The 18918-nt window shown below is 41.4% G+C and carries 23 protein-coding genes; 21 read left to right on the forward strand and 2 right to left on the reverse strand.

Annotated features, from left to right (window positions below; all coding sequences use genetic code 11):
- Positions 1 to 173 precede the first annotated feature (173 nt).
- The 13 genes from CC90_RS0118335 (at position 174) to CC90_RS0118395 (ending at position 12475) form a co-directional block, all read left to right on the forward strand.
- Positions 174 to 1616, forward strand: coding sequence for an ABC transporter substrate-binding protein (locus CC90_RS0118335; protein ID WP_031392169.1), 1443 nt, complete (start codon positions 174 to 176; stop codon positions 1614 to 1616).
- A gap of 139 nt (positions 1617 to 1755) precedes the next feature.
- Complete coding sequence (locus CC90_RS0118340) at positions 1756 to 2652, forward strand: carbohydrate ABC transporter permease (protein WP_031392170.1); 897 nt, start codon at positions 1756 to 1758, stop codon at positions 2650 to 2652.
- A 1-nt stretch (position 2653) separates the two neighbouring features.
- The gene (locus tag CC90_RS0118345) at positions 2654 to 3538 is read left to right on the forward strand and encodes a carbohydrate ABC transporter permease (protein WP_031392171.1); all 885 of its coding nucleotides are present in this window, start codon (positions 2654 to 2656) and stop codon (positions 3536 to 3538) included.
- Positions 3539 to 3720: 182 nt separating this feature from the next.
- Positions 3721 to 4986: a Y-family DNA polymerase gene (locus tag CC90_RS0118350; protein ID WP_031392172.1), complete on the forward strand. Its 1266-nt coding sequence runs from the start codon at positions 3721 to 3723 to the stop codon at positions 4984 to 4986.
- Between the two features lie 10 nt (positions 4987 to 4996).
- Entirely contained in the window at positions 4997 to 5311 is a 315-nt protein-coding gene (locus CC90_RS0118355) for a YolD-like family protein (protein WP_031392173.1), read from the forward strand.
- A 175-nt stretch (positions 5312 to 5486) separates the two neighbouring features.
- Positions 5487 to 6788 (forward strand): hypothetical protein, encoded by a 1302-nt coding sequence (locus CC90_RS0118360; RefSeq protein WP_031392174.1) that lies wholly within the window; start codon positions 5487 to 5489, stop codon positions 6786 to 6788.
- Between the two features lie 36 nt (positions 6789 to 6824).
- Positions 6825 to 8366, forward strand: coding sequence for a sialidase family protein (locus tag CC90_RS0118365; RefSeq protein ID WP_031392175.1), 1542 nt, complete (start codon positions 6825 to 6827; stop codon positions 8364 to 8366).
- Between the two features lie 281 nt (positions 8367 to 8647).
- Entirely contained in the window at positions 8648 to 9091 is a 444-nt protein-coding gene (locus CC90_RS0118370; protein ID WP_031392176.1) for a MarR family winged helix-turn-helix transcriptional regulator, read from the forward strand.
- The gene (locus CC90_RS0118375; RefSeq protein WP_031392177.1) at positions 9076 to 9450 is read left to right on the forward strand and encodes a hypothetical protein; all 375 of its coding nucleotides are present in this window, start codon (positions 9076 to 9078) and stop codon (positions 9448 to 9450) included. The genes CC90_RS0118370 and CC90_RS0118375 overlap by 16 nt, the downstream gene beginning before the upstream one ends.
- 10 nt (positions 9451 to 9460) lie before the next feature.
- The gene (locus CC90_RS0118380; RefSeq protein ID WP_031392178.1) at positions 9461 to 9823 is read left to right on the forward strand and encodes a hypothetical protein; all 363 of its coding nucleotides are present in this window, start codon (positions 9461 to 9463) and stop codon (positions 9821 to 9823) included.
- Positions 9824 to 9844: 21 nt separating this feature from the next.
- A complete protein-coding gene (locus CC90_RS0118385; protein ID WP_031392179.1) occupies positions 9845 to 10297 on the forward strand; it encodes an Hsp20/alpha crystallin family protein in 453 nt (150 codons plus the stop codon).
- Positions 10298 to 10628: 331 nt separating this feature from the next.
- Positions 10629 to 11330: a response regulator transcription factor gene (locus CC90_RS0118390; RefSeq protein WP_031392180.1), complete on the forward strand. Its 702-nt coding sequence runs from the start codon at positions 10629 to 10631 to the stop codon at positions 11328 to 11330.
- The gene (locus tag CC90_RS0118395; RefSeq protein WP_031392181.1) at positions 11327 to 12475 is read left to right on the forward strand and encodes a HAMP domain-containing sensor histidine kinase; all 1149 of its coding nucleotides are present in this window, start codon (positions 11327 to 11329) and stop codon (positions 12473 to 12475) included. Before CC90_RS0118390 ends, CC90_RS0118395 begins: the two co-directional genes overlap by 4 nt.
- A gap of 126 nt (positions 12476 to 12601) precedes the next feature.
- Here CC90_RS0118395 and CC90_RS24040 read toward each other — a convergent pair whose 3' ends face one another.
- Positions 12602 to 12961, reverse strand: coding sequence for a site-specific integrase (locus CC90_RS24040; protein WP_108702655.1), 360 nt, complete (start codon positions 12959 to 12961; stop codon positions 12602 to 12604).
- Positions 12962 to 13017: 56 nt separating this feature from the next.
- On the opposite strand from CC90_RS24040, the gene CC90_RS24875 reads away from it, so the two are divergent.
- The 7 genes from CC90_RS24875 to CC90_RS0118440 all read left to right on the forward strand — a co-directional run bounded on the left by CC90_RS24875 (position 13018) and on the right by CC90_RS0118440 (position 16295).
- The gene (locus CC90_RS24875) at positions 13018 to 13122 is read left to right on the forward strand and encodes a CD1375 family protein (RefSeq protein WP_278245486.1); all 105 of its coding nucleotides are present in this window, start codon (positions 13018 to 13020) and stop codon (positions 13120 to 13122) included.
- Between the two features lie 128 nt (positions 13123 to 13250).
- Complete coding sequence (locus CC90_RS24045) at positions 13251 to 13928, forward strand: collagen-like protein (protein WP_031392183.1); 678 nt, start codon at positions 13251 to 13253, stop codon at positions 13926 to 13928.
- A 93-nt stretch (positions 13929 to 14021) separates the two neighbouring features.
- Positions 14022 to 14321: a hypothetical protein gene (locus CC90_RS0118415; RefSeq protein WP_031392184.1), complete on the forward strand. Its 300-nt coding sequence runs from the start codon at positions 14022 to 14024 to the stop codon at positions 14319 to 14321.
- Between the two features lie 15 nt (positions 14322 to 14336).
- Positions 14337 to 14540 carry a holin gene (locus CC90_RS0118420; RefSeq protein WP_031392185.1) on the forward strand — a complete coding sequence of 68 codons (204 nt, stop codon included), beginning with the start codon at positions 14337 to 14339 and terminating at the stop codon, positions 14538 to 14540.
- Between the two features lie 10 nt (positions 14541 to 14550).
- Positions 14551 to 15081 (forward strand): N-acetylmuramoyl-L-alanine amidase, encoded by a 531-nt coding sequence (locus CC90_RS0118425; RefSeq protein ID WP_051869773.1) that lies wholly within the window; start codon positions 14551 to 14553, stop codon positions 15079 to 15081.
- A gap of 11 nt (positions 15082 to 15092) precedes the next feature.
- Positions 15093 to 15827: a glucosaminidase domain-containing protein gene (locus CC90_RS22635; RefSeq protein WP_132038562.1), complete on the forward strand. Its 735-nt coding sequence runs from the start codon at positions 15093 to 15095 to the stop codon at positions 15825 to 15827.
- A 237-nt stretch (positions 15828 to 16064) separates the two neighbouring features.
- Positions 16065 to 16295, forward strand: a complete 231-nt coding sequence (locus tag CC90_RS0118440) for a hypothetical protein (RefSeq protein ID WP_031392188.1) — start codon at positions 16065 to 16067, stop codon at positions 16293 to 16295.
- Between the two features lie 348 nt (positions 16296 to 16643).
- On the opposite strand, the gene CC90_RS0118445 is transcribed toward CC90_RS0118440, so the two are convergent.
- Entirely contained in the window at positions 16644 to 17984 is a 1341-nt protein-coding gene (locus CC90_RS0118445; RefSeq protein WP_031392189.1) for an IS30 family transposase, read from the reverse strand.
- A gap of 235 nt (positions 17985 to 18219) precedes the next feature.
- Between CC90_RS0118445 and CC90_RS23355 the strand changes: the two genes are divergently transcribed.
- Positions 18220 to 18894: a collagen-like protein gene (locus CC90_RS23355; protein WP_031392190.1), complete on the forward strand. Its 675-nt coding sequence runs from the start codon at positions 18220 to 18222 to the stop codon at positions 18892 to 18894.
- Positions 18895 to 18918 lie beyond the last annotated feature (24 nt).

Genomic DNA, 18918 nt, shown 5'->3' on the forward strand with positions numbered 1-18918 from the left:
ATTGTACAATATGAACATAAGATAACCGCAAATAAAAGAAAAGCATACAAAGTGCTTAATCAACTGGTGGGTATAAAAAGTAAAATTATATATTTTACTAAATTATTTGACAATTTGCGCAATTGCAAAACCAGGCGGTCCAATGTTTCTAATCAATTAAAGGAGGTAGGGAAATGAAGAAAAAGTTATTAGCTACAATTTTAAGCGTTGCTTTGACAGCATCCATGTTAGCAGGCTGTGGTTCCAATGCCGGCACAAGTGGAACAACCACTGGAGATGCGGCAGCCGAGACTACGACTGAGGCAGAAGCAGGCGATGATGCTGCAGCAACGGAAGAAGGGGAAGTTGCAGAAGGCGAAGCAGCTCCGGCAGCAGTTACGACCGTGGGCGATCCTAACGGTACACATATGGAGATGTGGTCCTTCGTTGAATTACACAATACGTTCTATGCGAGCATGTTAGAGAAATGGAATGCTGAGAATCCGGACAGAACAATCGAAATCACATTTACTACATATCCTTATGCGGATATGCACACGAAATTATTAACATCCTTGAATGCAGGTACTGGTGCTCCTGATCTCTGCGACGTAGAAGTTGGACAGTTCCCTAACGTTGTAGCAGGTATGGATACATGGCTTTATCCTTTGGATGATGCGCTTGCACCCTATGCTGCTGACTTAGTACAGGCTCGTCTCGATACCTATGCCGGTGCTGATGGCAAGCATTACGGAGCTCCTACACACGTTGGTGCTACTGTTATGTACTATAATGCAGAGCTGCTTGAGTCCTATGGCATCGACTATACGACAATCAAGACATGGGATGATTATACCGCAGCAGGCGAGAAGCTGAAAGAAGCTTCTGATGGCAAAGTTATGCTGACCTCCGTTGATACGGCAGGCGTTGACTGGATGTGGGTAGCAATGGCAGAGTACGGCGAAGACTGGACCGGCGGTTTTGACGGTTCTGCAAACGTACAGCTTGAATCTGTTAAGAACATGCTGACAATGCAGCAGGGATGGTTGGATTCCGGTATTGCTATGGTATCTCCCGACGGACACGTTGACCTTGAAGCAGGCTTCCAGAACATTTTGGACGGCAACATTGCTTCCTTCCCGAAGGCACTTTGGTACATGAGCCGTTTCCTTAATTATATGCCTGAAGAAGCAGGAAAATGGGCATTGGCTCCTTGCCCGGTATTTGAAGCAGGCCAGCCTCGTTCCGTAGGTATCGGTGGTACAGGTACAGTTGTTACGAATCAGTCCGTAGATACCCAGTTGGCAGCAGATTTCATTTCTTATGCGAAGTGCTCCGAAGAAGGCGCGAAAGGAATCTGGGAAACTTTAGGATTTGACGTTTGTAACAGTGCAATGTGGACAGACGAGTCCATCACACATGATTCGAACAATGAATATGTTAAATTCTTCAGAACGAATCCTTACGACGTTCTTAACGAAGTAAAAGACGAAATCGGCAAGATCAGCGTTGTAGCTATCAGCCCGACAATCAACGAGCAGATGTGCAACGTAACATTGAACGATGTATTAGAGAATAAAATGGATGTAGATGAAGCGTTACAGGCCGCTCAGGATGTAATCAGCTTGGAAGAGTAGTAACTACTGGGGATTGCTTAGGGAAGTGACTTCCTAGGCAATCCCTTTTATGTAATAGGAAAGTGCTCCTATTACATAAAGGTTATATTTTATAAATGAATGGGTTAATGGGGTTGTTAGGTAAGGAGTGTGATTGCATATGAAAGTAAGAAAATTTTTATATTCACAGAAAGTGGCGCCTTATGTGTTCGTGCTGCCATTTATACTGAGTTTTTGTTTCTTTTGGATTTATCCCCTTTGCAGTACGATAACAATGAGCTTTCAAGACATTCTTCCTACGGGAACCGAATGGATAGGCCTGAAGAATTATAAGAAGCTGTTGATAGACACCACTTTTCATCAAGCGATTATGAACAGCTTTGAGTACATGTTGTTAACGATTGTATTGCTCATACCGTTCCCGATGGCGTTCGCAGTATTGATGGACTCCAGACTGGTAAAAGCAAAAGGTGTATGGAAGGCTTTTCTTTATCTTCCGGCACTGACATCCGTAGTTATTTCCGGTACCTTATTCCGTCTGATGTTCTCTGAATACAGCACGGGACAATTGAACGTAATTACAAGTATCCTCGGACTTGGAACCTTTAAATGGCTGAAAGTAAAAGCAACCGGACTTTTCGCCCTCGTATTGGTCTGCTGCTGGAGGTGGACCGGCGTGAATATGCTTTATTTCTTATCCGGCTTGAAATCGATTGACGGCGCATTATATGAATCCGCTGAAATCGACGGTGCTTCCGGCTTACAGAAGTTCCGTTTCATAACGATACCCCTTTTGAAGCCGACCACTATTTACGTACTTACTATCAGTATCTATGCCGGTCTGGCGATGTTCATGGAAAGCTTCATGCTGTGGGCGGGCCCGGATTCGCCGAACAACATTGGTCTTACCATCGTAGGCTACTTGTACAAACGCGGTATTGCCAAGAATCAGTTGGGCTACGGCAGCGCGGTAGGTCTTGTACTTTTGGTAATCGCACTCTTTATCAACGTTGTTCAGTTGGTGCTGAGCGGTACATTCAAGAAGGAGGAAAAATAATATGTCAAACACAAAATCCTCTTCATTCGATCAAATGGGTATGAGTAAAAAGAATAAAATATTGAGCGCTTTTGCCACGGGATGGTTTGTGCTGCTCTCCTTCATCATCGTATTTCCGATTTTTGCAGGTTTGCTCGCTTCCTTCCGTCCGGGTCAGGAGCTGATCCGAAAGGGACTCAGCGTAGACTTGAATGTCACTACGATGACGCTCGATAACTATATATATTTGTTCAGCGGGAACGTAGATTCACAGAAATATTTCATGTGGTTCAAGAACAGCTTGTTTCTTACACTCATTTCAGTAGTGGGAACGCTGGCAATTTGCTACCTGGTAGCCTATGGATTATCCATGTATGAATTTCCCTTGAGAAGAATTCTGTTCTTCATGGTAATCGCTACGATGATGGTACCTTTTGAAATATTGATGCTTCCTCTGTATAAAGAAATGATTACATTGAAACTTATCGACACTACCGCAGGCGTTGTGCTGCCGGGCATATGCGGCGCTTCCACCATATTTTTCTTCCGGCAGTATATGATAGGACTGCCGAAAGAGCTTCTGGATGCAGGGCGTATAGATGGCGCGACAGAATACGGTATTTGCTTCAAGATCATGCTGCCGATTACAAAACCCGCCTTTGCGGCAATGTCCATTCTCTGTGCCATGGGCGCATGGAACAACATCCTCTGGCCGATGCTGGTATATAGAAGTGCCAGCAAGTTCACACTCCCAATAGGCCTTAACACCTTGTTAACGCCCTACGGAAACAATTACGATGTACTGATTGCCGGCTCTATGTTCGGTATCATCCCGGTGTTTGTTGTATTCCTTTGCTTCCAGAAGTATTTCATCGATGGAATGACTGCTGGAGCAGTAAAAGGATAATTACAATAAAAGCAATAAAACACTCCATTACCTAAAAAGCTGCTGCGTCTGCTGGAAACAGTATGATGCGGCGGCTTTTTGGCATTTGTAAAAATTCCCATACACAAACATAAGTTCGAGTGCTATAATAAATCTAATCGGGGAAATAGTAATCAGAACAGGAAATAGGAGGTATTTCGGGAATGGAGAACAGGACATATTTGTGTATAGATTTAAAATCATTTTACGCTTCCGTGGAATGTGTGGAGCGAGGGCTCGACCCGCTGACGACCAACCTGGCGGTAGCCGATCCGGAGCGAAGTGAAAAAACGATCTGTCTTGCGATTTCTCCGAGCATGAAGGCCCTTGGCATCAAGAATCGATGCCGGGTATTCCAGATACCTCATGGTGTTCGTTATATCATGGCAGTGCCGCGGATGAAGCTCTACATTCAGTATTCCGCCAATATATACAGCATATATCTAAAGTATGTCGCGAAAGAAGATATCCATGTCTATTCCATAGATGAAGCGTTCCTTGACGTGACCCATTATCTTCCCATGTATCATATGGATGCAAAAAGTCTGGCGACCCGGATAATGGAGGACATAAAGGCTGCAACAGGAATCACCGCCACGGCAGGAATTGGAACCAATCTGTATCTGGCTAAAATTGCGCTGGATATTACTGCAAAGCATACAAAAGATAACATTGGATATTTGGATGAAACAACCTATCAAACAACTTTGTGGAACCATAGGCCATTGAACGACTTTTGGCGAATAGGAGCCGGTACGGTAAAAAGACTCGCCGATGCGGGAATTACAACCATGGGAGAGATTGCCTGTTCCAATGAAGATATGCTCTATCGCCTGTTCGGGATAGATGCGGAGCTTTTGATAGACCATGCATGGGGAAGAGAGTCGGCCACAATGGCTGATATCAAGGCATACAAGCCCAAAAACAGCTCTATGTCCAGCGGGCAAATTCTTCCGAGAGATTACAGCTTTGAGGAATGCAGACTGGCAGTGAAAGAAATGACGGACGCGCTGTGTCTGGATATGGCGGAGAAAGGATTGGTCACCGATTCTATTTCTCTTATGATCGGATATTCTAACCGGCTTGAGTTAAAGCCTGCAACGGGAACCGCCTCAATGTCCATCAGTACCAATTCCTACCGCGCAATAATTCCCTATGTGAATGTGCTCTATGAACGCATTGCGAATCGGAATATGCCGATACGAAGACTCAGCCTCTCTTGCAATAACCTCATAGACGAAGCCTACGAGCAATATGACCTGTTTACCGATCCGGCGCAGTTGGAGCGGGACCGGAAAATACAGAAGGCCGCCTTGGAAATCAAAAGAAAATATGGACAGAATGCGCTTGTGCGAGGGATGGATCTGCAAGAGGCGGGTACTACCATACAGCGCAACCGTCAGATCGGAGGACATAAAAGTGGGGAGTAGGCGGGAAAAAATGGACCATGAAAATCGTGCAAAGCAATTTATGCCCTTTGATGCTTTAAAAGGATTCCGGGAAGTGCTGGCGGAGAAAGAACGTATTATTGTTCCAAAGCGGGAATTGTCGGAGGAGCAGAAGGAGGAGCTGGACCGGAAGCTGCGGCGGATTCAAAAAATGGATGTGATTACGGTAGAGTTCTTTCGAAACGATGAGTATGTTCAAATGACAGGAATGGTGTCGCGGATAGAAGAGGCGGCCAGAATACTGGTGATTGTCAATACAAGGATTGCTTTTGATGATATTTCCGATTTGCGCGAGAGTGCCATTTAGACGGGGCTTTTTCTAAAATATCTGTGATATGGAAGTTCACACGGCCTCAGCAATTCGGAAGCATCATAATATGCGGTATGGGTTTGTGGCGCTTTATTCATGGATATGATATACTGTTTTTTGCTTTAAGCGGTACAACTTATACTGGTAACTCAATAGAAAACATGGGGAAAATATGAAAAAACTTGTATGTACTTTTTTACTTATATTAACTTTAGCCGGCTGTGGCAACGAGAAGAGTGCGGAGCAGGGAACAACTGCGATACAGGAAGAGACAGGGCAGGCTATATTACATGAGAATCCGGCGGAGGATTCGCAAAAGACCAATGATATGGCACGTATCATAGAAGATCAGACTTTTGAAGTTGCCTTAGATAATTGGGGAGAGGTCACTTTTGCTGCAATTGCTCCGGATGGAGAAAAGGAGAAGGACGTTACATTCAAATTGCTGAAAAACGGGCAGGAAACTTATACTTTTCCGGAAAAAGGAACAGACAATTTCAGCAAAGTGCTGGCGGTGGCTTTTAAGGACTATAATGGGGATGCAAAAACGGATGTCATTGCTATTGTACAGTACAAGGACGGGGAAAATGTCTGGAATCAGGCCAAGGTCTTTTTGCAGGAAAATGCAGATAATATGTTTTATCTGGATTATGATCTGGGAGAATATCTGTTAGAGCGGGAGACAGAAAACGGCCCCGCCTTTTACAGGGATCTTTTCCTGGAGGAATATCTTCAAAAGCAAGGGCTGACAGATAACGTGTCATCTGTAATGGGAACATGGAAGGATTATGCGGAATATGTTGCAGGCTTGAATGGAGAAATCAGCATCGACAGGCAGATAGAGATATTTGCCGGGCAGGCCGGAAAATGGGCGGCTGATATCGAGTATGCAGATGACCTGTATTGTTTTGCGCTGACGGAGTTGGATTATGATGGAATGATAGACTTAATTGTGTCGAACTGCGGAGGTACGGGAAGTTTTTCTTATAATCGTTTTTATGAAATCAATTCGGAAGGAAATATGGAAGAACTTGGTACAAACTTCATAGAAGGGAACTCGCAGGTAGATATTATAACGGATGAAGCAACTGTTTATAGTTCTTTTTCAGCAGACGGCATAAAAGACTATTATATTTTCGGTGACTTTCTAAAAGCTGGACCGGATGAGTATCATGAAGATATAAGAGCCCTGTATATAGAGAAGAATGTGGTGATGGAGATGCCGCTGGCGAATAAGGATACTCTGTATGGAGGAGCAGATTATACGGGGAAAACAGTGTATACAGACTATAAAGGGGAGGAAATAACAGAAGAAGATTATGATAATTTTGCGCAGACATATTTCGAAAAGCTTGGCTTGCAGAAGAAAACAGCTTCTTTCGGCTGGATGGATGTGAAAGATTTACAAGGGCTTAATACGGATCAAATTATAGCAATGTTATCGGAATCATATCAAAATTTTGAGGTTAAGTAATCCGGACCTTACGGGCATATAGGAGAAAAATATAAGATGAAAAAAGTCATACAAATAATAGGACTTATTTTTCTGCTGATTTTTAGTGCAATAATGGTCCTGATAGGCAGTTTTATTTATATAACCAAATATCGTGTACTGGAAGTGGGAAGAGAACAATCAGCAGATAGAAATTATGAAGTGATTTTTCAGATGATAGGAGAGCCGGAGTGGCCGTTTGGGGCAACGACAGGCAGATTTGTTGTAAATGATTTAGCAAATGACGAACAGCTTCAGAAAACAGACTTAACTATCCTGGACGATGGAGGGGCGTTTCGTGATTCAAACTGGTATGTAACCTGGTACCCGGCAGGGGTAGAAATTATTATTACGGGAAGTGAGCAGGAAAATGAAACCTATGTGATTTATTATGATGGGAGCGATCGGTTCAAAGGATATACCAAAGAACAGGTAGTTGCATGGATACAGGAGAAATACGGCAGCGAAGTCCGATTTGTATCGGAACAAAATAATACATATAACTTTGATGAGGGCGACTTCAGGTTTGAAGTGCAGAAGGATTTTCATTTAACGGACAATTATGAAAAAGCTTACTATGAATGGTACGGCGAACAATTTTCAAAAACACATAATCGAGCTCTCTATTTTGAAGAAGACAATTCAAAATATATTCCTGTTGTAGGCTTTAATGGAAGGCAAGCCGGAGAAATAGAAAGGTTTTGTAATGCGGTATGTGATTTAGTGGAGAGCTTCGAAAAGGTACCCTTCGATAAGTTTATTTATTACATAGAAGAACAGGATTTTACATTTGAAGTGAAAGGCTATTTGAAGCCATATAACAGGAATGTCCTGTATAATGCGATATATGAGCAGCTTGAGCAGGCATCTCTCAGGGCAATTGAGGAAGAAGAGGCCCCGGACGCAGATTATCCGGAAGCAACTAATACAGACCAAAGCGAAACTTTTCCCATCGAACCGGAGAGTGACGTAATTCCCAAAGGGGATTCCTATAGTACAAACAAAAGCGAAGCTTTTTCGTTCGAAATAACAAAAGAAATCCTGGAGTATTATAAGTCTCTGGAACCGGATGCGAGCTATAAAATGAAGGACGGAACCGCATATAATATGTTACCGGTAGATAGGGCTTGCGGAAGCAGTTATTATATATTAACGGCTGTTAAGGGGAATTCATTTCAAATAATAAATATGGACCCTTATTTGGGGCAGGGCGGGGAAGCCAAATGGATAAGCTTTTTGGAGAATGAACAAATCGGATTCTCCTGCCTGTCATACAGCGGCGGCAGCTATGGTTTGTTATTCCGGACGGGGGATGGAGGCAAGACCTTCTGTGAAGTTATCTATCCTTCGGCTAATGCATTGCTTTCGGATGGAACTGTTTACAATCCGTTTGTGATGCCGGAAAAGGTCTGGGAAGAAAAAGGAAAAATGTATCTTCTAGTCGGACAGGGGCCTGATGGAGACTATTATGGGGAAAAAGGCTATTGCAATGGACTTTTTGAATCTGAGGATAAAGGTGTGACATGGAGTTATCTGGGAGAAGAAGCGGTAAAGCGATAGTTTTGAAGCGAGCCCTTTTCGCTGTTTTTTCGGTGCTGTAAGGGAAGAGCAAAATATTTTGGGGTTAATGGAGGAACGCATACAGAAATGCGTTCCTTTTCTATTTTCATTCATTCAGAAACAAGCGATAACCGGAAGATTATGAAATAAAAGAAAATGGGCTTGTACTATGTTAAGCCTAGTGTGTTTCACAAATCTTCCATACATTGACAAATATGCTCTCGAATGATATGATAAGTATGCATATATTATGTACACATATTAATTGGAGGGATAATAAAATGGACGATATTCATAATTCCATAGGGTATCTGTTAAATATCAGTGCAAGACTGATAAAAAGAAATCTGGACTTAAAATTGATAGAGTTTGATATTACGACCTCTCAGTGGGCAATATTAAAATTATTATCGGTAGAGCTTACGTTAACGCAGGCACAAATAGCAGAAAAGTTAAATTCAGATAGAGCTACATGTGGTTCCGTTATCGACCGGTTAACAAACAAAAAGTTAGTTTTAAAAAGAATGAACACCGCTGATCGCAGGGCATTTGATATATCTTTGTCGCAAAAAGGTATTGATATTGTTGAGTCACTTACAAAACTTGCTTCAGAAACCAATAAGCAGGCATTACAGGGCATATCAGAATGTGACATTGAAACTCTGTATAAAGTTTTACATCAAATTGCAAATAATTTGGAGGATAAAACATGGATTGGAAAATAGAAATTTATAGAGCTTTTTTCGTTGCCTTTGGTTTTATGGAGTTATGTTGTAATTTGAGATATTTATGTGACAAAAACGGATTAGAAAGTGCGAGAAAGCAGCATAGAGAGCTTCCTCCGGAGATTTCAGATATAAAAATCAAGATTAAAACTATTCTGATGCTTTTATGGGGAATCACATTTTTGCTAATAGGCTTATTATCATACATTCTTCACCAGCCTTTATATAGCTTATATATAGTTGGTATGTTTGCTTTTGCGATTTATGCTTGTATTGAAGCTATTTATTACAAATATCGAAATACGATAGGATTTGCTATTGTTTCAATTATGCTTTTAATCGTTTATATAGGGGTGTAAGTTAAGAAGCATGAATGTAATAAGCGGATTTTATGTCCTGTTTGTAGGAATAAACAAGCGACAGTGCGAGAATAGAAAAAGAGATTACGGAGCTGGACAGCATGGCAGTAAATTTCTGACACCGGCAAAAGAAAAATTGGTGTCAAATTGGTGTCAAATTGGTGTCAAAACCTCAAAAATGACAATTTCAAAGAATTTTGAAGCTTGCAAACCATTGATTTTACTGTGTTTGCATAAAAAATATAAAAATATTAGCACTCACCTATTGACAGTGCTAACGATGAGTGTTATATTACATATAGAACGAGGGAAAAACAAAGAATCCCAAAATTCACAATCCGGAATTCAGGGTATAAAAGGCATAATATATTAATGAAGAATGGAGGAATGAATTATGTTAATGCCAAGTATTTTTGGAGAAAATTTATTTGATGATTTTATGTATTTTCCATTCGAAAGAGAATTCTTCGGAAGGCGCAATCCGATGTATGGAAAAGGCGAGAAAAATTTAATGAAGACAGATATAAAAGAAACAGACGCTGCCTATGAAGTAGCTGTTGACTTACCGGGCTTTAAGAAAGAGGAAATTTCCGCGAAACTGGAAAAGGGATACCTTACCATCAGCGCTTCCAGGAATTTAGAAAAAGACGAAAAAGATGAAGAAAGCGGCAGATACATTCGCAGAGAACGCTATAGCGGTCTCTGCTCCAGAAGCTTCTATGTCGGTGAACAGGTTACCGAGGAAGATATCAGAGCAAAATTTGAAGATGGTATTTTGCAGCTTTATATTACAAAAAAGGACGCAAAGCAAGTGGAAGAGAAGAAGCTTATAGCTATTGAAGGATAAACTTAAAAAGGGACATAAACGAGGAGAGACTTTAGAGGTCTCTCCTCGTTTGTTATATAAATAGGAAACGCGTCTATTTACATAAACAATGAATGCGTAGCTATGAGCACTAAGTAAAAGCTGTGCGGCCCAAATATTTGGCTACGAGAGAGTACAAAGCACATTTTTGTTCCATATTTATTTATATAAATTTTCCCAAATGTCAATTCTTCCAAATTGAATCATACACACAACTGTGTTACACTAAAAAGCGTACAAATATTTTCTTAAGTTGTGGCAACAGTAAAATTAGTAAAGGGAATAACGGCGGGATAGGAGATATTTAAAACAGATGAAAAAAGAAACAGAGAAGAAAAAAGTAATATTGATTATAGAAGATGATATGGATCTGGCCATGATTGTTTCGGATATGCTGGAGGACTATGGATATGGCACGGTCCATGCGAAAGACGGACAGGAAGCTTATGAGCTTCTTGCAGACAGGAGGTTTGATCTGATTTTATTAGATATCAATCTTCCCTTTGGCACCGGATTTGAAGTGTGCCTGGAGCTTCGCAAGGTATCCGGTGTTCCGATTATTTTTTCCAGTGCCAGAACTTCCGAAGATGACAGGATTACGGGCCTTAATATGGGAGGGGATGATTACCTTCCAAAGCCTTATTCACTCAAAGAGCTGTTAGCCAGAATCAATGCCCTTATGCGGCGGACCTACGGTTACGGAAAAGAAAATATAGTCTGCGGCCCAGTGGAAATCGATGCTGTCGCAAGACAAGTCAAGAAAAACGGTGAATTGATTTCCATGTCCTTGAAAGAATTCGATTTGCTTTGTTTTATGGCCCAAAATAAAAATGAGGCCTTATCCAAGGAAGAGTTGCTTAGGGAGGTATGGGGAATTTACTCGGAGACAGAAATGTCGACAGTAACGGTACATATAAGATGGCTGAGAGAAAAGCTGGAGGAAGACCCGGCGCATCCGGTATATATTAAGACTGTCTGGGGAATAGGATATCAGTTTGAGGACAAAGTAAAATGAAGAAAAAAATGGTAAAGATTTTTATTTGGTTTATGCTTGTTTTGACAGCAATCGCCCTCTTTTCCTATATAAATATGCCAAAACCGCGGCTGGAAGGGGAAAACGGCGCATATATCGTAGCGTTAAATGAAATACAGCAGCTTTCTTATGCAGAAGACAAACAGGAAGAGGTGAATAAGAAAATCCATGCGCTTCAGGAGGAACTGAGGGATGCAGATTTTCATGAGAATAAAATGGAGGTAACAAAGCTTATTGCTGTATATGCAGCGGCAGCCGGCTTTGTTGCCTTTGTATTTGTTTATTTATATAGAAAGATTGTAAAACCTTTTGAGAAACTGGAGAATTTCGCATACGAAATTGCCGGAGGAAATCTGGATGTTTCTCTTGACTATGAAAGAGAAAATTATTTCGGCGCTTTCACATGGGCATTTGACCATATGAGAAAGGAAATAAGCAAGGCAAGAAATTGTGAGAAGGAAGCGATTGCTAATAATAAGACGGCAATTGCTACTTTATCCCATGATATAAAGACACCAATAGCTTCTATACGTACCTATGCAGAAGCACTTCAGTCAAACATGGATAATAATCCGGAAAGAAGAGCCCGTTATACCTCCGTGATTATGAAAAAATGTGATGAAGTAACCGCGCTGACCAACGATTTGTTTCTGCACTCTCTGGCGGATATGGACAAGCTGAAAATGCATCTGGAAAAAGAAGACATTGCGGAAATTCTGGAAGAGACGATAACGATACTGACAGGCGGAGAGCGTACAATTTTTTATGAGAACAGAGGGATACATAACAAGGTTCTTTTGGATAAAAAGCGATTTGAACAGATGATAGAGAACCTTGTAAATAATGCGGTAAAATATGCGCCGGACAGCAGGATGGAAATTGTGCTGGAGCAGGAAGAGCAAGAAGCTGTTATCAGCGTAAGGGATTTTGGGCAGGGAATAGCGGATGAAGATATGCCCTTTGTATTCGATAAATTTTACAGAGGAAAGAATACGGAGGGGAAAGACGGAGCGGGCCTTGGCCTTTACATTGTAAAATATGTGGCGGAGCAAATGGACGGCAGCGCAGTGCTTGTTAACAAGTATCCGGGAATAGAAGTGAGGATTAAGTTTCCCTTGATAGAGTAAATGTCAGGCCTTAATGACTTCTTAATTCTAACTATAATAAAGGTGTCATAAATGCCTTGAATATGGTATTTGTTAAGTAGCCATTATTATAATTAAATTATCGAAAGTTATACAAAGTATACAGAATTATATTATGTTGATAGTATTTATTAAGTCAAGTAAATCCTTTTGTACATACGTACTGTTCGTGATATCCGGCCTCGCATGGTCTAATATCAATTTCTTGTAGTTTTCATTTATTCCTGCTCTATCCATTAAAGATGCGCATGTATATCTGGTATCATGCGGCAGGAGCTCCATTCTTAATTTTTCCATGACCGGGTTCCATATATCTAGTAAAAAAGTAGGTCTCCTATATTTTCGCTCTTGACGCTGTAAAAGATAAGTATTTTTGCAATTGTATAGTTCTTTGGCAAAAGGAAGTATTGTTTTTGCTACTGGAATAATACGGCCTTTTCCTGATATTGTTTTAACGCCCCCGACCATATATCTTTCTTTAATGTAAACATTATCAGCTTTTTGTGATAGTAAGGAGTGTAGTTATGGGTAGGTTTTACGGGGAGCGCATCAAGGCCGGAGAGCTCACGTTGGATGATGTGCCTAAACTGTGGAGAGCAGTGACAGAAAAGTGGCTGGATAGTAATTAAATTGCTCATGTAGAAATTCACTGGTCAATTTTGTCTATATTCACTATTGAAACATTAGAACATATGTTCTATATTATCGCTAACACATGTGGAGTAACTATTCATCAATTATTCAGGAGGAAAAAATCATGGAAACTTTTAGTAGTGTATATGCTCCCTATATCGGAGCGAATGGAAATTGGTATGTAGATAATGAAGATACCGGAGTAAAGGCACAGGGACCGAAGGGCGATGAAGGTCCGGTAGGTGCGTCGGGAATCGGAGCACAAGGACTAAGAGGCCCTAAAGGAGAAACCGGCGATAGAGGTCCGCAGGGCATTCAGGGTCCGGTAGGTGCAACCGGAGCGCAGGGACCCAAAGGCGATAAAGGCGATGTAGGCCCTCAGGGAGCGAAAGGAGACACACCGGAACTTGTGGCAAATTTGCAGGAAACTGTCAAAGGCAAGGCCCTTGATGCAACAATGGGAAAAGCGTTGGATGATAAGATAGCAACTAATGCAAGCAGTATTAATGCACTGAATCAGAAGTTACCCATTATTGATGCCGCATCAACGATAAAGGACAATCTGCTTATGGTAGATATATCCAATAAGTACGGGGATGATAATAAAACTCGTTATTTTAGCAGCCCTACCTATAACGCTCCCGTGTCAGGAACATTTATCGGAGAATGGAACTGCCATTGGAGAAACGCCAGCCACATCCTTGTTGAATTATTAGAGTTTTACCCTGTACACGGGCGAATATGGACTAATTTTTACAACGTATCATCATGGACCGGATGGACGAGTATCACGCCGCAATAAATAATTATTTAATAATTGTCTCTAAATAGAGTCTAAGAGCCGGAGGAAGAGAAATCTTTACCGGCTCTTTAGTTTATAGAAGGAAGGAACACGATGGAAACAGAAGTAGCGGTAAAATTCGAAGCCCACGAGCATGAAATTGGCTCATTGAAGCATAGAGTAAAAGAACTCGAAGCAGAGAGCAAAGCCATCCAAGCGTTGGCTTTATCCGTTAATAAAATGGCGGTAAACATGGAGAATATGCTTGAGGAGCAAAAGAAGCAGGGTGCAAGGCTGGAAGCACTGGAAAAAGTACCAGTAGAGATTAACCGGCAAGTAAAGGCTGCCATCATCACCGCTCTTGTAGGCGATGTCGTAGGGTCCTTTGTAACAGCACTATTAACAATCTTATAAAAGGAGAGAAAGAGTATGAGCAAAGAAGAATTCACAAAGTGGTTAAAAGCAGCAGGAGTAAGGGCGGTCAAAACAGTAGCGCAGACCGCAGTTGCGACGATTGGCACGGCGACGATCATGTCAGAGGTAAATTGGGTGGTGGTAGCGTCTGCTTCCGTGCTGGCAGGAATCTTATCTCTGCTGACATCAACAGCCGGACTGCCGGAGTTGAAAGAATAAGGAGAGAACCATGACGATGGGAGTAAACTGCGGGCATACGATAGGCGGCGCCGGATATGGTGCAGTAGGCTTTATCAAAGAATCGAACCATACGAGGCTTGTCGGATATGCCCTTATGGAGAAATTACGCGCTGCAGGCGCAAAGGTGGTGGATTGCACTGTAGATAAAGCCAATACGCAAGCAGAATACCTTGTGGCGGCAGTAGCATTGGCGAACCGGGAGGATTTGGATTGGTTTATCAGCATCCATTTTAACGCTTCAGCAGCTCATACCGGGCAAGGTGTGGAAGTCTATACTTATGAGGGCAGACAGTATCAGAATGCTCTTGACGTATGCAGTAATATTGCTGCTTATGGATTCAAAAACCGGGGCGTAAAAGCCGGCACTGCTTTGTACGTGATTAAAAATACCAAGGCAAAGGCAATACTGATAGAAGTATGCTTTTGCGATAATGGCCAGGATGTTGCTCTTTATAATCGTATAGGCGGTGCTGATACCATTGCGCAGGCTATTTTAACGGCATTTACGATTAGGCAGTAAATCCGGAGGACGTGCCGGCAGAAAAACACGACATGCCATTTGATGAGTTCGTGGAGTACGTGGGCGAGATTGCCAGACAGGATTGGATTGACCGTAAGATTATTCTGCCTTCCGTGGTGGTGTCTCAGGCTATTAAAGAATCCGCGAGCGGAGCCTCGGAGTTAGCCCAGAACGCGAATACGCTGTTCGGCATCAAGAAAAACGGATGGGCTGGCAAGACCTATATCAAGGCTGCCACGGAGCAGAGGGCAGACGGGAGTTACTATACCGTAGACAACACCGAGTGGCGATCATATGGAAGCTGGAAAGAATCCATCCTCGACCACAATACCTATATAGCAGAAAGAAGTACGGACGGCGGAAAAACGCTGCGCTACAGGCCTATAATCGGTTGTGAGGAATATGTACTTGTATGCCAGTATTTGCAGGATTTAGGCTATGCTACATCACTGACGTACGCGGAATCCCTTATCAATGATTACATAGAGAAGTATGACCTCACACGGTTCGATGCGGTAGAGGATGAGCTTGCACCGGCCGGTAAGCTATGGGTGGTGCAGCTCAGGGCATATAAGAGCAAGAATAATGCGGAGAGGTTTGTTAAGAGACTTGAAGGTATGGGGATTATTTCCTTTATAAAAGAATATATGAATTTGCACAGAGATTTGTCCGATTTAAACTACGATTCAATTGAACAGGTAGCTGAGTTAGTTTTAAAATCATTAAATGAAAAAAAGATCATTTAATTGATAAAGGTGAAATAAGAAGTTTGTTCAAAGAAGTAGTAAAGGCAGGAAAATTAAAATCGGACGATATTGACAAGAGCAGGCATAATAAATTGAAAAAAATGATTATTGAATTAGAAACTGAATTATAAAATATATACTGGCGGCCACACAGCTGCCTTTTTACTATTACTATTCTATCATAAATAAAAATTTTGTGATATATTCATGTTATATAAAACATGAGGGGGAACGAAGATGAAAGATGGTATAATATCTCTGATAATTGCTTTTGGAGTAGACTATTATTTGACTCCTTTTATATTGATTTTTAAATCCACATGGCAGGAAAGAGGAATGGATGCTATTTCAATCGAACGTAATGTATTGATATTTCATTTTGCAGCTATATTATCTGTTACAGTTTTAGTATATTTTATTATATTACTTGTAAAATGCATATTTCTTGATAAGCATGATTATTATTAAAAGATTCTTTGTGTCACAATATATAGGGCGCTCATCTTCGGATGGGCGCTTTTTTCTTTATGCACTGGTACTAATTTATCATATAGAAAATCCCCGGATAATTTTGGCTTAATTGAAAAGTTAAGTTCTACTTTTGATATCTCCGCATTTCATGCGGACTTTAATTCCAGATTATCCTTAACAAAGAGGTGATTTTCTATTATAATAGAACTAATAACACAGAAATCAGTTGATTCTTTGCATGAGAATGGGACATCTGGAACTAGTGTGCGAGACTAAATTCCACATGTCTGTGATGTAAGACTAAGTTCTATGCAGTGGAATCCGCCTATGCTATCTAGTTCTAATTTATTTTAGTAATCCTGGTTTCAGATTTACATGATCTGGTTTAATCTCTTTCAGGTTCAAACAGTCATGGAGCCTATTATCCAGGAGCAGCTGAGACAGTTCAAATGGACTATGTCCGTTTAGGCTGTCTCTTTTTTCGCTATTGATATGATTCATAAGAAGGGTGACTCTCTGATCGTCCAAATCTTCAAATGAAGTCCCCTTTGGTCTGACATATCGTATATACTCATGATTCTTTTCTAAGGCTCCTTTTTGATTGGAGCGATACGGATCGCAATAATATACAGCAGTTCGTTTTTCTCCAGTTAGGGAGGTCTCCAATTCGTCGGGATTTTGGAACTCATGGCCGTTGTCAGTAAGGATCACTTTAAACAGCTTCCGAAACACCTCTATGCCTAATGCTTCTGTCAGTGAATCAAAGATCCGCTTAATTTCTGTCTGCGTCTGTTCTCTTAAAAGGAATATCAACATCAGATTGCAGCTACGAAATAGCATCGTCATGAAGCACGGCTTTGTACCTGCTCGCCCCTCCACAGTATCAAGTTCTACGATGCTGCCAGTAAAACCATTCGCTAAAAGCATTTGAAAATCTTTATAGGCCCGGTCAATCCGGAAGGTACGGTTATTCATACTGCAAGTGGTGGATGTCTTTCTCTTTTTATATTTGACTTTACGCCTTAGATCAAGGTTTCTCACATCAAAAACACCACTTGCGATATAAGTATAAGCAGTACGCCTGGAACATCCTAACTTCTGAGCATGTGTGGCATAAATATGCCCCAGAGACTGTCCTTTCTTAATCAAAGGAGTCAGGAGATCATTCATTTCCTGTATCCGCTCCGGTGTCTGATTAATCCCTTCCCGACTTGAGATAAGAACATCTCTATAATTATCGTCGGCGTATTTAGAAGAGTAAATTTTCTGCTCCAGTAAGCAATTCACACGTTTCAGACATCCATTGCATACATAGGGTGGTTTATTAAGTTTCGCACACTGCCTAGGCTTGTATTCCTTGCAAACTTTTTCACACTGGTGTTTGTGACAGGACCGACATAGTTTTATACATTCCTCATCACCACAAGCATGTAGCATCTTGCACTTATTGGCTCTGGGATTTGTATCATCTCTGTTGTGGCTGCAGGGAACTTTAGCAAAACTTCTTGATTTGCTGTGTTCTTTTATTTGAGTGTGCTTGCGAATTTCTTTTGAGATGGTACTTGGATCTTTGCCGGTTAATGCAGCGATTGCCCGGAAGGATTTTCCTTCAGCTAAACCGTGCTCTATAGATATACGCTGGGATAAGGTAAGGTGTTTATGATTGCCAGTAGGTCTGTTGTTCATGGTGACCTCTCTTTCTGCACAGGAGGGCAATCAACTGCTCCTTTATTATACAGAAAAAGTGGTGCGGAGGTAATTTCTACAGGGGTAGAATTTACTCTTGCCAACTAGAAATTAAGTTTTCATTCTACCCGGATAATTTTGGTAATATTCACCATTGCAATATACGAACATATGTTCTATATTACAGTTACCACATGTGAGAACCTATCAATCAATTATTCAGGAGGAAAATAAAATGACAAACGAAAATACGCCTTATATTGGAGAAAATGGTAATTGGTACATCAATGACGAAGATACCGGAATGAGATCGCAGGGAGATGAAGGCCCCCAGGGACCCGTTGGTCCGCAGGGATTAATTGGTCCTAAAGGTAAAACCGGTGACAGAGGTCCGCAAGGTATTCAGGGACCAGTAGGCGCAACCGGGGCGCAGGGCTCCAAAGGCGATAAGGGTGATACTGGAGAGCGAGGCCCGAAAGGGGATACGCCGGAGCTTGTAGCAGATTTGCAGACAACCGTAACGGGTAAAGCCTTGGATGCAACGATGGGTAAAGTGTTGGATGATAAGATAAAAACAAACACGACCAGCATTAATTCGTTAAATAGTAAGTTGACATGGAAAATGTTTAAAAATGTTGCCGAAATTGGCCTTAATAATAGTTGCACTATGGATCAGATCATATCGGCATTGACAAGTGAAGGCTACGCAATGCTCATTACTCCAATGTTCAAATCAGACTTTCCCAATGTAAGTTTTGCGGGTACCGGAATGCGGCATCTTATTAAAGTAGAGTGCCCCTTTTCAGGATACGTGGCGATAACTGATTATGACATCAGCAATGGGGTGAGCTACTTTAGAGGCCACGACGGTAATAATTATACAAATTGGTCATCAACTAATCCTATTTAATTATTTTTAAGTAAACAGGATAAA

The sequence above is a fragment of the Kineothrix alysoides genome, from assembly GCF_000732725.1.
GTDB lineage: Bacteria > Bacillota > Clostridia > Lachnospirales > Lachnospiraceae > Kineothrix > Kineothrix alysoides.